Origin of the sequence: Vibrio ulleungensis (genome assembly GCF_016900875.1) — a bacterium.
Taxonomy (GTDB): Bacteria; Pseudomonadota; Gammaproteobacteria; order Enterobacterales; family Vibrionaceae; genus Vibrio; species Vibrio ulleungensis.
Genome location: NZ_JAFEUM010000004.1, coordinates 14,061 through 27,326 on the forward strand (window position 1 = coordinate 14,061; position 13,266 = coordinate 27,326).

General features: G+C 45.8%; 12 protein-coding genes. 3 read left to right on the plus strand and 9 right to left on the minus strand.

Annotated elements, in window-relative coordinates; all coding sequences use genetic code 11:
- Positions 1–48: 48 nt before the first annotated feature.
- From JQC93_RS10930 to JQC93_RS10970, 9 genes are all read right to left on the minus strand, one after another.
- Positions 49–1,461 carry an ABC transporter ATP-binding protein gene (locus JQC93_RS10930; RefSeq protein WP_408068598.1) on the minus strand — a complete coding sequence of 471 codons (1,413 nt, stop codon included), beginning with the start codon at positions 1,459–1,461 and terminating at the stop codon, positions 49–51.
- On the minus strand, positions 1,436–2,245 hold the full coding sequence (locus JQC93_RS10935; protein WP_205158481.1) for an ABC transporter permease: 810 nt from the start codon (positions 2,243–2,245) through the stop codon (positions 1,436–1,438). The genes JQC93_RS10930 and JQC93_RS10935 overlap by 26 nt, the downstream gene beginning before the upstream one ends.
- Complete coding sequence (locus tag JQC93_RS10940; protein ID WP_408068604.1) at positions 2,242–3,192, minus strand: ABC transporter permease; 951 nt, start codon at positions 3,190–3,192, stop codon at positions 2,242–2,244. The genes JQC93_RS10935 and JQC93_RS10940 overlap by 4 nt, the downstream gene beginning before the upstream one ends.
- Before the next feature lie 2 nt (positions 3,193–3,194).
- Complete coding sequence (locus JQC93_RS10945) at positions 3,195–4,808, minus strand: ABC transporter substrate-binding protein (protein ID WP_205158483.1); 1,614 nt, start codon at positions 4,806–4,808, stop codon at positions 3,195–3,197.
- Positions 4,809–4,908: 100 nt separating this feature from the next.
- On the minus strand, positions 4,909–5,199 hold the full coding sequence (locus tag JQC93_RS10950) for a DUF2607 family protein (RefSeq protein WP_205158484.1): 291 nt from the start codon (positions 5,197–5,199) through the stop codon (positions 4,909–4,911).
- 184 nt (positions 5,200–5,383) lie between these two features.
- Positions 5,384–6,145 (minus strand): iron ABC transporter ATP-binding protein, encoded by a 762-nt coding sequence (locus tag JQC93_RS10955; RefSeq protein WP_205158485.1) that lies wholly within the window; start codon positions 6,143–6,145, stop codon positions 5,384–5,386.
- A gap of 12 nt (positions 6,146–6,157) precedes the next feature.
- On the minus strand, positions 6,158–7,063 hold the full coding sequence (locus JQC93_RS10960; RefSeq protein WP_236009533.1) for an iron chelate uptake ABC transporter family permease subunit: 906 nt from the start codon (positions 7,061–7,063) through the stop codon (positions 6,158–6,160).
- 82 nt (positions 7,064–7,145) lie between these two features.
- Positions 7,146–8,102: an ABC transporter permease gene (locus JQC93_RS10965; protein ID WP_205158487.1), complete on the minus strand. Its 957-nt coding sequence runs from the start codon at positions 8,100–8,102 to the stop codon at positions 7,146–7,148.
- An 89-nt stretch (positions 8,103–8,191) separates the two neighbouring features.
- Positions 8,192–9,109, minus strand: coding sequence for a siderophore ABC transporter substrate-binding protein (locus JQC93_RS10970; RefSeq protein WP_205158488.1), 918 nt, complete (start codon positions 9,107–9,109; stop codon positions 8,192–8,194).
- 124 nt (positions 9,110–9,233) lie between these two features.
- Here JQC93_RS10970 and JQC93_RS10975 point away from each other — a divergent pair, with 124 nt between their 5' ends.
- The 3 genes from JQC93_RS10975 (at position 9,234) to JQC93_RS10985 (ending at position 13,265) form a co-directional block, all read left to right on the plus strand.
- Positions 9,234–10,169: a LysR family transcriptional regulator gene (locus tag JQC93_RS10975; RefSeq protein WP_205158489.1), complete on the plus strand. Its 936-nt coding sequence runs from the start codon at positions 9,234–9,236 to the stop codon at positions 10,167–10,169.
- A 169-nt stretch (positions 10,170–10,338) separates the two neighbouring features.
- Positions 10,339–12,366 carry a TonB-dependent receptor domain-containing protein gene (locus JQC93_RS10980; protein WP_205158805.1) on the plus strand — a complete coding sequence of 676 codons (2,028 nt, stop codon included), beginning with the start codon at positions 10,339–10,341 and terminating at the stop codon, positions 12,364–12,366.
- A gap of 95 nt (positions 12,367–12,461) precedes the next feature.
- Positions 12,462–13,265, plus strand: a complete 804-nt coding sequence (locus tag JQC93_RS10985; RefSeq protein ID WP_205158490.1) for a DUF3450 domain-containing protein — start codon at positions 12,462–12,464, stop codon at positions 13,263–13,265.
- The last annotated feature ends 1 nt before the right edge of the window (position 13,266 follow it).

Genomic DNA, 13,266 nt, shown 5'->3' on the forward strand with positions numbered 1-13,266 from the left:
CATCAATAAGATACATCGTCTTTGTTTTTAGATTAATATAAATAGCGATCAAAGCCTTATCACGGTATCGCAACGTTTCTCTATGAGATTAGGATCGTGACTCACCAACAACAACGCACATCCCTGCTCTTTTGCAAGATCGACCAGCAAGTCCGTCACCTCTTTTGCGATAATAGGATCCAATCGAGAGGTTGGCTCATCGGCAAACAAAAACACCGGTTTAAGCAGCAGCGCTCTTAGTATCGCAAAACGTTGAAGTTCACCACCTGAGACTTCCGTACTGTGACGACTTAACAACTCAGTGGAGAGTTTAAGTCTTTTCATCATCTCAGGAATGACCGAACGGTCAAGCTTATGAAGAGACACCAAGTCATCCAACAACACACCTAATGTGACGCTAGAAGTAAATGCAGCCGGGGGATCTTGAAACAATTTGAGCCATTGATACGGCTGTGCATTAGCATTTAACTTGGTTACGCGGCCTTTTATGGGGCTCAATAAGCCAAGCAGCGTATCCCCTAAGGTGCTTTTTCCGCACCCGCTGTCTCCTACCACACCGACAACTTCACCGGCATGAACAGTAAACGATATGTCTTTAGACAACACTTTACCGCTGCGCCCAATGGCCAGTTTGTCCACTGTCATAAGTGGCTTATTATCAACAGCGCTTTTTACTCTGGTGTCCCAGTGCTTTGGATCGGCTTCGATTAACGATTTTGTGTAAGCGTGTTGAGGCTGAGCCAATAGCTCACTAGCCTCGCCCTGCTCGACCACAACCCCCTCTTTCATGACAATAATCTGTCCGCCTATTTGCCGCGCCACTTCAATATCATGAGTGATGGTCAGTAATCCTCCGCCCATAGAACGACTGACAAGCGATCGAACAATATCGTCTCGGCGGCTAATATCCAACCCTTTGGTTGGTTCATCTGCCAAGATCAATTTAGCGCCACCCGCGGTCGCTACGGTTACGGCCAATCTTTGAGCCATACCACCCGAGAGTTGGCCTGGTCGCTTTAAGGCACTACTTTTTAAGCCAACGGTATCTAAGTCATCTATGGCTTGATTAAACGCCGACTCTTCATCCATCCCTTGCAAACATTCGTACACTTCGGACACTTGTTGGTATGCGGGCATTAACGGGTCAAGGGCGCGCCAAGGTTCTTGCGGCAACATAATCATGTCGCTGCCCCACAGTTTAATTAAAGAGCGGCGATCATGTGTCTCACCAAAGACTTCTATCTTTCCGTCTTGGTTCAACTCGTTTGGTAACAACCCAACGATTGCTTGCGCAAGTAAACTTTTTCCTGAACCTGTTTGCCCCAAAATGGTCACTGGTTTGTTTTGATAAAGCTTAAGAGACAATGGTTGCAAAAGCTCAGCACCTAAAGACTCTTCGCCCATACCAGCCTTTGCTTGCGTCGAAATCGACACATCAGTCAGTTGAATTAAGAGATTCACGACTCACTCCTGCTAACAAATGAAAACCAAGAACTAAAAGCGCCACCACTAATAACGGTTGGGCTAGAATCCATGGAGCTTCTACATAATAAGGGAACAGTTCAACGCTCATTAAACCAAGCTCTGCCAGTGGCGGCTGAATGCCAACTGCGACAAAACCCAATGACGCCATCATCAATATTGCATTGGCTCCGCCAAACGCTGCCATGGTAAATACTGACGGTGCAACGGCTGGCCAAATATGACGCTTAAATTGGTACCACTTACCAAAACCCATCATCACTGACACTTGTCGCTCTGGGCTGTCTATCAAGGTTCGTGTAATTGCTCTCGTCACTCGGTAATACTCTACCCACTGCACCAAAGAAATGGCCAAATACATGACAAAAAATGAACCAGGGGCAATGGCTGACAGCAGTAACACCAGCACCAAACCAGGCAATGCCAATAAAATGTTGACCACTATATCCAAGCCTTGTTCAACTCGACCACCGGCCCATGCAGAGCACACACCAAGTGTCACACCTAACGTTGATGCACTCATTACACACAACACGCTAAGGGTAAAAGACAGACCAATTGCACTCGCAAGCCTTGTCAGCATGTCGCGGCCAAAGTGGTCTGTGCCAAACCAATGATCGCCATTTGGCGCCAATAAGCGGATAGACAGGTTTTGTTCATCAATGCTGTATGGAGAGAACCATCCCACCATCAGCGAGAACATAAACAGTCCAAGTAACAGGGCCAATCCAAATTTTTGATTTCGATTAAATTGCTTCATCATTTCTCTTGCTGACCTCTTGGGTCAATCCAATAACACAGCACGTCAATGAGGCTGTTAAGGAGCACAAACAACACACCCATAGATAAGGCGCACCCTTGTATAACCGGTATATCGCGAGCAAAGATGGCGTGTGCCAAACCGTGTCCCACTCCCGGCCAAGAAAACAGCGACTCAATCATAACGATGCCTTCAATTACGCTGACTAATTGAATGCCTATAAAGGCGACAACCGGTACTGCCATATTTCTCACACCATGGCGGAAAAAGGTCTGGCCTTCGGTTAACCCCTTTACACGAGAAAATTGATAAAACGGCGCTCGCAGCACTTGCCGAACACTGTTGTGTACGACGCGATTGGAAACTGCCGCTAAACTGATCGCAAGAGTAAGGCTAGGCAACACAAGATGCTGCCAAGTTCCAAAACCCGCAACCGGGAGTAACTGCCATTCCATGGCAAACAGCAAGATCAACAGCAGACCTAAGACGAATACTGGCATCGCACGTACTAATGTCGAAAAGCCAATAGCAATACGGTTTATTGCACTGGCTCTATTTTCATTGACACGTTTCGCAGTGACGGCGCCCAGCGGTAAAGCGATAACCACAGACAAGACAATTCCGAATCCAGCAAGCAACAGAGAGTGGCCAAGTTGATGAGCGACGGTTTCGCTCACTGTAAGACCACTGACCAGCGAATGACCCAAATTGAACTGCAACAGATCCACTAACCAGGAAACGTAACTGCTAAACCACCCTTGGTCTAAGTTAAGCTCTTGGCGCACCAATTCAGCTGCTGCTGAATCGACATTGTCCTGTCCATAACGACTGGCCGCAATTCGATAGGCCATGTCACCAGGGAGACTGCGCATAAGCACAAAAGTTAGAGTGCCCACACCCCATGCAACCAAAACTAATTGATAAAGGTGTTTTTTTAGAAGATTCCACAACATCAGTCGTTACCCGCCTTAGTAAAAAACATCTGGTTGATAAAATAGTCGCGCTCAAACGGGTCAAATTTGAAGTTCATCACTCGTTTATTCACTGAGGTATGTTGGCTATAACTAGACACAGGCAGTACAGGTGAATCATTCCAGATTTCTTTCACCACAATTTGGCTTAACTCATTCGTTTGAGGATTTGCTCCACTGGTCTCAATCAGCTCAGATATGGCAGCATCTACTTTAGCGTTGCTCCAGTTCATAGTTCCCCAGTCCCCGCCACCGAGGGCAAAGTCACTGCTAATGATCGGCAATGGATCGGCGCTAAATCCGAAATTACGCGCTATCAGTGCTGCTTCTAAAGAGCCGTCCTGATGGCCTGCAGGGATCATGCTCGAGTTAGTGACATCAACGTTTAGCTCAACACCCAATAATGCCCACTGTGCTTGAATGGCGGTTGCCACCGTGGTCAGTTCAGGTCGATCGGCGTAGGTCATCATAGTAAGAGTAAATGACTGTCCATCTCGCTCTAGCATGCCAGAGGCATTAGGCATCCAGCCTAACTCTGCAAGTAATTGTTTCGCCTTTGATAAATCGTAGGGGTTAGTTTCCACCCCCTCAATAAACCACTGCGACATTGAGCTCGGCATGAGCTGCGCTGTTTCAGATCCTGGCGAGCCCAAAACATTGGTTGCAATCGCAGCGCGATCTATCGCCATATTCAGTGCTTTACGAGCGTTGATCGGCTCCAGAAACTCATGACCAGCGTTCAGCTTAATCAATAGCGTTCGAGGGATCAGATTACTATGAACAGTAACTTCATCACTCCCGGAAAGTTGGCTGAGCATTGAAGGCTCTAAGGTAAACACGATATCCGCTTCACCAGATTTGGCTTGCAGTAACCGACTTTCAGCGCGATGCCCCGTTAAATAGGTAGCAAACTCAATACTCGCGCGCTGGTCCCAGTAACTCTCAAACTTTTTCACTGTCAGTTTGTGCGGAGGTGAAAAAGACTCCATTTGGTAAGGCCCCGAACCATACAACGTCTTTACCTGGCCATCTAACTCAAACGACGCTGGAGATAAGATCGCATTTGAGTAATTAGTAAGAAGCGAGGCAAAAGCGGCGTAAGGTTTTTCAAGCTCAATTTTCACTTCATCGTTTTTTACCACAGATATGCGGCTCACTTGCGCCTTGTTTAACGTTCCGTGTTTACGCTGCGCATAGCCAAGTGAGCGAACAACAGCTTTCGCATCCATCTCGCTACCATCGTGGAATTTAACGCCTTTGCGTAGCACAATGTGCCAACTAAGGCCCTCGTCACGACTTTCCCATTGAGTTGCTAGTCCCGGAGTGATGGTGCCGTAGTCATCAACGTTAAGCAGCGTTTCAATGACTTGCATGCGAGTTAAAATATACCCTTGCTTAGACGGATCTAAACTGGAGATTTCCCACGGGCCACTGATAGACAATGTATTGGATTTATTGGGTGTAACTGTGTCTGGCGAATTGCCAGTAAACAACAATGCGGCGCTGCAAGCAGCCACAATGGCAAAGGTGGCATACACAAAGCCACGCCTGCGCTTCTTCTTTCTTACGATAGAAGCATAGGTTATTTCGGTCATAACTGTCCCTAGCGTTGTGTTTCAACGCTATATAAATGATTGGGTATTAGGGAAGACAATCCTCTACGGACAAAACGCCGTATAGAAGATTGCACAGGAGTTAGACAAAAATAGGCGGGGCACGCGCATAGGGAGAAGAAGAGTGATTTTGTTTTTTCTGCAACGTATAGAAGCGATGAAAACAGCTCGCATTGTCGAGTGCAGGGTCAATTTCGACAGGATTAGACAGCGCATTTTGGATCGCATCGTACATTTCACACTGATGTTCTTCATGAACATCGTGATCCATTTCCATTGCGTGCTCAAGCGATAAAGTGCCCAGTACTATCGGAAGTACCAGCATCGCTAGGATCAGCAATCTACGCAATGGAAAATGACGAAAACTATACACGCTCAAGGTCTAACAAATATTGGGGGCGCTATCATATGACAATTTGAGCCAAATCACACTACTGAAACGCAAAACTCACTAGGTTGATTAACCTAACAATAATATTTAAACGTAAGTATCTGATATGTATTGATTTCATTGTACTTGCAGTGTTTATTGCAAATAGTGCTCGCCGCTAACAGGACTAACGACGGTAATAGAGTGAGATACGATGCCCGTTGCTATCTTGAACTGTAAATGGGATTTCATAGATATCACTTAGAACTGACTCCTGAATCACTTCATCAACCGTGCCGCTTTTGATCACCTCACCCTGTTTCATCGCCACTATATTGTCTGAGTAACATGACGCAAAATTAATATCGTGTATCACTATGACCACCGCCTTATTATGTTTTTCGGCCAGTTTTTTTAGGGTTGCCATAATGTCGACCGAATGCTTAATGTCAAGATTATTAAGCGGCTCATCAAGAAAAATGTAGTCAGTATCTTGTGCGACGACCATCGCAATAAACGCCATTTGACGCTGACCACCCGACAGTTGGTCAATATACCGGTCTTGCAAGGGTTCAATATCGAGATGATGCAGTGCTCGGTCAATAACCTGGTTATCGTGATCGGTTAGACGACCCTGAGTATAGGGAAAGCGCCCAAATGCGACTAACTCGCGAACCGTAAAGCGCATGTTGATATTGTTTGACTGGCGAAGTACCGACAATCGTTTTGCCAATTCGCCACTGTCCCAGTGCTCTAAAGGTTTGTCGCCAATCAGCACTTGTCCTTCATCGCTATCAGTTAACCGACTAGCCATTGACAGTAATGTACTTTTCCCAGCACCATTTGGCCCGATAATGCTGGTCATTTTTCCTTGTGGAAAAAGCGCATCGGCATCCTTTACCACAAACTTATCATTGTATTTTTTGCTTAAGCCACGAATTTTAATCACTTGGGCAGACCTTTAATCGAATTTATGTTTCATCAGTAGATATAGGAAATAACCACCGCCAAGGAAGTTGATGATCACGCTAATAGTGGTCGAGAAGTCAAATAAGTTCTCAACAGCCCACTGCCCTCCAGCTAGCAGCACCACTGACATCGCCGCACAAGCTAATAGCAAAAATCGGTGCTGGAAGCGTGCAAATATCTGACGTGTTAACGCGACCACAATAAGTCCAAAAAACAGAACCGGACCAATCAAAGCGGTCGACATTGAGACCATCAAAGTAATAATGAACATCACCTGCATAGTGAGCTTGTGTGTGTCGACACCTAAGCTTTTTGCGTTTTCTTGCCCTAACCACATTACGTCGAGCTTATTGGCCAGCCTAAAAAGTGCGGCAAAGCACATCAGCATGGGCACCGTGCACCAATACACCAGCTCAGAATTAATGTTGTTGAAGCTGGCGAACATTGATCCCTGAATATATGTGAATTCGTCAGGATCAATGACCATAGTGAAAAATCCAGTCACGCTGCTAAACAAACTGCTTAAAACCACACCAATGAGAAGCAGCGTAAATATGTTGCGCTGCCGTCCTCGAAAGTAAAAATGGAACAAGGTCATGGCGCACGCAATCATGACTGCTGTCGACAATACAAAATTGATTTTACTGTCAATGACTAACACACTAAAACCACCAAACGTCGCGACCAAAATCACTTGAATCATCACGTAGAGCGAATCAAACCCGAGAATTGATGGGGTAAGAATTCGATTAGCGGTAATGGTCTGAAAGACTAACGACGATGACGCAATAGCGATGGCTGCCAGCACAATCGCCAATACTTTAGGTATCCGACGCGAGAGAAAAAATTGGTAGTTATCGACAGTGAGTCCTTTGCCAATAAACAGCGCGCATATCATTAGCGCGATTGCAGTAAAGGCTAAAAGTAACAGGCTATCTCTACTGAAATTTTTCGTTTTTACCGGTCGCGGGAACGTTAAACTAAGCATTCGACTTATCTCTCAAAATTAGAGTAATAAACACCGCACCGCCTAAGATGCTAATAATCATCGAAATGGGGACTTCATAAGGGAAAATGATCAAACGACCAAGGATGTCGCACAGCAGTACCAGAATGACTCCGGTATAGGCAGTCCATGGAAGGTTGCGGCGCATATTATCACCTAAAAACAGCGAGACAATATTAGGTACTATTAATCCGAGAAAAGGGATCATACCTACAATCATCACCACCGACGAAGACAATATCGCCACCAGAATGATGCCTATCATGACAATGCGTTGGTAATTAAGACCAATGTTTTTAGCAAAGGTCTCACCGACACTAGCCGCACTAAATTTATTGGCGTAGCCATACGCGAGAATGGACACTGGTAAAGCGATGTATAGAAACTCGTAGTTACCGCGAAGCACCGACGCAAAATTCGCGACTGTCCAAGATCCAAGAGCCTGAACAAGATCGTACTTATAGGCAATAAAGGTAGTCATAGCCGAAACAACATTGCCGTACATAATGCCAATCAACGGCACCATCACCGTATTCTTGAACTTTAGTCTTTGTAGAAATCGAACAAAAATCACGGTACCAAACACCGAAAAACCAAAAATGGTGAATAGGTGCACCCAACCACTCATGTCCGCAAACAAAATAAGCGCCATCATATAGCCAAACATCGCCCAGTCGATGGTGCCCGTGGTTGAAGGCGCTGCAAAACGGTTCTGCACGATCTGTTGCATGATCAGTCCTGCAATACTCAGCCCAGCTCCCGCCAATACAATGGCGAGCAGTCTTGGTAAGCGGCTCGTAAACAATATGGTTGTCGCGTGGCTTTCACCCGATAGCAGATCGGCAAAGGTAAAATTTGCAACCCCAACTGAAAGCGATGTCGCGGCTAAAAGTATCAGGACAAAAAAAGCAATTAAATGTGCAGGTTTCATAGTCGTTATAAAGTAGAAAACCTGATGTACTTACTCCAAAACGTTGGTTTGGGACGTAAGCGCATCAGGCTATTTGTATAATAATGCCGTTAGCGGATGGCGCGATTTAGATCGTTAATCATTACTTGTGTCGATTGGTATCCACCGGCAGACAAGTACCACGCAGCACCATCTAGATACACTACGTTGTCATTTTTAGCGGCTGGTGTTGACTCCACCAACTGATTCGCAAACAGCTCTTTTGCGTTGCCACTTGCATTGCCAATCGCTTTGTCACGATCAAGGATCAAAAGGACGTCCGGTTTTGCATCGGCAATGTACTCGAACGAGATCAAATCTCCATGTGTATTCGATTCCGCTTCAACATTGACCGAGGTCGACACTTCAAAGCCAGCTTCGTGATACACGAATGAGAAACGGCTAACTGGTGCGAATGACGTAATATTGCCACCGTTACTCATCACTGTTAGTGCTTTTTTAGACACTTGAGTGTTAGTGTCATTTAACGCATCAATTTGCTGTTGAATGTCCGCAATCAGCGCTTCACCCTTAGCTTGCTGGTCGAAAATTTCACTCAAATTGGTCCAGTGCTTTTGCGTCGTTTCCCAATAGTTGGTGCTATCAATACGGTACATATAAACAGGAGCAATCGCTTTTAGATCGTCGTAGATCTTTGCCATTCGGCCTTCAGCAATGATTAAATCGGGTTTCAGCGTAAATAACGTTTCATAATTCACTTCTTGCATGCTACCGCTATTGGTATAAGCCTCTGTATCAAACTTTTTAAGGTTTTCAGGTAATAGCGCTTTAGGCATTGCAATAGGATCGACACCCAATGCGTCAACAAAGTCTAGGCTTCCGTAACCAAGTACGACAACGCGCTGTGGCACCCCATCAATATCGACTGTACCCATACTGTGTTGGTAGGTTTTCGCTAAAACGGGTGAAGCACTCACTGCAACTAGCGCTGCACTAAGCAGCAGTTTAAGACTATTTTTGCGTAGCATTATCGAATCCATATGATGAGTTATCTTGATCTAGATCAAAATAAGAATAGTTATTAATTGCATTTACACTATCATGCAGCCAATATGCGTCAACAGCACTTTTGACATAGTGAATATTCACAATATGAATTTAGGTCAAATCGATCTCAATCTTCTGATTGTTCTAAAACAACTGCTTGAAGAAAAGCATGTATCCAACACCGCGCTTGCGCTCGGTATGAGCCAACCAACAGTGAGTCGCTCACTGCAAAAACTTCGTGTCGTGTTTAATGATGAACTGCTGGTTAAGTCAACGTACGGCTATGAATTGACACCAAAAGCAGAGTCTATCAAGCAAGATCTAAATTCCGTACTCACCGGGCTTGAAAAGTTGGTTCATGGTGATGCATTTACCCCAGCCGAAAGTGATAGCACCGTACGCGTTTTTGGTTTAGTGCCTCAAATAGCACACCTCATGCCTGCTGTAATGAAACATATTCGCCAACAAGCGCCCAATATTGTGGTCGACATTGACTCTATTCCTAAACGCCCCTTCGAGCCCTTGTTAAACGGTGACGTTCATTTTGTGCTCGCGACGCAAGAGCCAACTGCGTCAGAGCAAAACCTGTATAGAATGCTGGTAACAAGCAGAGATTATCGACTGTTAATGCGTAAAGACCACCCTCTGGCAAACAAAGAAATTACCGTAGACGATATGCTTAACGCACACTTTGGGCAGATCTCAATACAAGGAGACAAACGCCTGTCAATTGAGTCGCGCTTTGTCGAGCTCGGGCTGCTTAGTAAAGAGCGTAAGCTAAGCGTTCCCTTGCAGTTATCAAATTTTAACGTGGCTCCAGACATTGCAGAAACCACAGACATAATCTTCCATCTCCCTACACCTTTTGCGACAAAAGCCAGTCTTCATAGAGACCTGGTATGCAAACGCGTTCCAGAGCCGTTGCGTCACCCAGAGAGAGATGTTCACCTATACTGGCATAAGCGCTTTCACAATGATCCTATGTGTCGCTGGATACGCGATGTTTTTAAGGAGGTATATCCACAACAACCTGCTCGTTAACTCACAGGAACAACCACCCACATTCCATTACATAAATACACATTCGGTAACTTATTCACTATTTGAATAGTAATGATGCCAAATGAGAATGAAACTCGGCTTGAACTATCCAGTCGTTAGCTATTTAATGAAAACCATTCTCATTAACATTCACATTAAGAATACCGATATGCTAGGGACTCCCACCTTCACTCGTAAACCGCTCGTTACCGCTGTTGGCGTAATTTGCTCATCTGCGATCTTTCACGTTCAAGCAGATTCCGCTCACATGGACACTGATGAGCAAATGGTTGTCACCGCGACTCGTACTGAACTAACACTCAAAGAAGCCCCAGCTTCAATGTCTGTTATCACTGCGGAAGAGATCGAAAACAGCCCAGGCATTACCGTAGCGGATATCGTGGCTCAAGCCACCAGTGTCGAATCTAATTTAGACAGTACACGCGCAGGTCGCCAGACGATCTCGATCCGTGGTATGGATTCGGATTACACCCTTGTTATGGTGAATGGTCGCCGTCTTAGTTCGGCAAGTGCCATCATTCGCGGCAATGATTTTGACCTCAATACTATCCCAGCAGACTCTATAGAGCGCGTTGAGATCATTCGCGGCCCAATGTCGGCGTTGTATGGCTCGGATGGCATGGGTGGTACGATAAATATCATAACCAAAGCGCCAACTAATGAGTGGCGTTCATCCCTAAGCACAGACATTGCCACACCTAACGACGGCAATGGTGGTCAACAACACTCCGTAGGTCTTACTACCTCTGGAGCTCTGATTGAAGATGAACTGTTTGCGCGCTTTTCTGTTAACCAAACCAGTCGCGATGCATGGCAGCCCTACACCGGTGAGCACCCAAATGGTCATGAACGAGACGATGTTACTGCCCTTGAAGGTCGTGACTCGATCAGCCTTTTTGGTACTCTAAGTTGGCAAGCCGCTGAAAACCAAACTCTGGATCTTGACCTTGGTTACAGTGATGACCAACGTGACAGTGCAGCAGAGTTTGCCACAGGCGTAAACTACTCAAACTCTAGAGTTAAGCGAAACAGTCAAGCTGTTACTCACAGTGGGTTCTGGGCATGGGGTGATACGCAAGTGCGCTATTCACGTGAAAACGTCGTCGATAAAAACGCCGCAGATCTTGGTAGCTCTTCTCGTGACATCGAAGAGTTAACCCAAATTTTTGAAGCTTCTGCCACCACATATCTAGGCGACAATCATACATTAACCTTTGGCATCGACTATCAACACAGTGAGTTAGAGAACTATGAAAACTTGGTGAGCGGCACCTCGTCTGCTTATCAAGGAGCCATTTTTGTTCAAGACCAGTGGGTAATGACCGATAAGCTTACTGCAACACTTGGCGGCCGATTGGATAAGCACGAACAGTATGGTGAGGAGTTCAGCCCAAGGGTATATTTAGTCCACCAAACCACTAATGATCTGGCGATCAAAGGCGGTGTTGGTAAAGCGTTTAAAGCGCCAACACTTACCCAAAACCAACCAGACTACGTTGTGGCAAGTTGTAAAGGTGGTTGTGACCTCGTAGGCAACCCTGACCTGAAACCTGAAACAAGTTGGAACTATGAATTAGCCGCGCTCTATTCTCAACCTCGTTGGAATATCGAAGGCGCTCTGTTCCGTAACGAAGTTCAAGATCTGATTGAACGCAGCGATGGTTACTGCCCTATGGGTGGTGACTGGAACGAAAGCGCTCGCCAGTGTGAAGACTCTAGTGGTAATCCCACCGGTGGCCATGGTGAGAAAACCTACATAAACGTTTCGGAAGCGATTATTCAAGGTGTAGAGCTTGCGGGTAAATTCCAAATTTCTCAGCAATGGGACCTGTCAGGTAACTATACCTACCTAGATACTGAAGACAAATCCACTGGCGAAGAGTTGCTTGAGCGCTATAAGCATTCTGGCCTCATGAAGCTAAATTGGAATCCAACCTACGACTTGAACACCTTTGTCAGTGCCCGATACCGTGGCGAGCGTAAGATCGATAGTGATATCACGCAAGACCCATACACCACGTTAGACATCGGCACCGTGTATTACGTCAGTGACGATGTACGTATTCGCGCTGGGATCACCAACGTCACCGACGAATCCGTTTCATCAGAGCTTGAATACCTTGGCTACGTTGAAGCGCCTCGTACTTACTATGTTGGTATGACTGCGGACTTCTAAACGCAAGAATTCTTATCGCCCACTCAATGACCATTGTGTGGGCTTTTATCGTTTAACTCTGGGGTAATAACAACCCCAAAACAAGACAGAGACTTATGTTTAAGACGCCTTTATCAGTGAACTTACGGATTGCGTTGAGCTTATTAATTACATTTCCTACAGCCAGCAGCGCTTCGGATCTCGATGAAGCTAAAAACGTACTGAGCAAAACCAATACCGCAGCGGCGACCAGCCAGCAACGTATTGATACTAGCGCTCAGCAATCGATTCAACTCAGCGCTGAGATTGAGCAGCTTCAACAAGAAGTCGATAACTTGCAGGTTTATCAAGGTCACTTAAACGCGTTGGTGGAAAGTCAGACTCTCGAGATGGCAAGCCTTGAAGGACAATTAGACCAAATTAATGCCACTCGACAAGGCGTTGTTCCTTTAATGTATAAAATGATTGAAGCTCTCAAGCTGCACGTTGAGCAAGATATTCCACTTAACCCCACTGCGCGTCAACAGCGTATTGCCAGACTGGACGACATGATGCCACGCGCCGACATCAGTGACGCAGAAAAGTATCGCCGTATATTAGAAGCGTACCAAATCGAGCTTGAGTATGGCGTAAAATTAGGCCTCTATCAGGGACAAATCCTCGCGGGCGATCAGCACCTTGAAGTCGATGTTTTACACCTTGGACGCCTTTCTTTAGTCGCACGAAGTCTAAATGGGCAAAACTACTGGTCATGGGATACCAATAACAAAGAGTGGCAACCTCTCGATCTCTCGATGAAAACTGAGATCGACAAGGCATACAGCATTGCGTCGCAGCAAATAGCGCCGAGCATGATTACTCTTCCATTGTCCCTGGTGTCGAACTCCAAGATAGTATCAAATACAGAGCAGGGCCAATAAC

Bases quoted from the DNA above. Each gene is read 5' to 3' on its own strand.
- JQC93_RS10935 (WP_205158481.1), bottom strand. From the start codon at position 2,245: ATGATGAAGCAATTTAATCGAAATCAAAAATTTGGATTGGCCCTGTTA.
- JQC93_RS10945 (WP_205158483.1), bottom strand. From the start codon at position 4,808: ATGACCGAAATAACCTATGCTTCTATCGTAAGAAAGAAGAAGCGCAGG.
- JQC93_RS10960 (WP_236009533.1), bottom strand. From the start codon at position 7,063: ATGATATGCGCGCTGTTTATTGGCAAAGGACTCACTGTCGATAACTAC.
- JQC93_RS10965 (WP_205158487.1), bottom strand. From the start codon at position 8,102: ATGAAACCTGCACATTTAATTGCTTTTTTTGTCCTGATACTTTTAGCC.
- JQC93_RS10970 (WP_205158488.1), bottom strand. From the start codon at position 9,109: ATGCTACGCAAAAATAGTCTTAAACTGCTGCTTAGTGCAGCGCTAGTT.
- JQC93_RS10975 (WP_205158489.1), top strand. From the start codon at position 9,234: ATGAATTTAGGTCAAATCGATCTCAATCTTCTGATTGTTCTAAAACAA.
- JQC93_RS10980 (WP_205158805.1), top strand. From the start codon at position 10,339: ATGCTAGGGACTCCCACCTTCACTCGTAAACCGCTCGTTACCGCTGTT.
- JQC93_RS10985 (WP_205158490.1), top strand. From the start codon at position 12,462: ATGTTTAAGACGCCTTTATCAGTGAACTTACGGATTGCGTTGAGCTTA.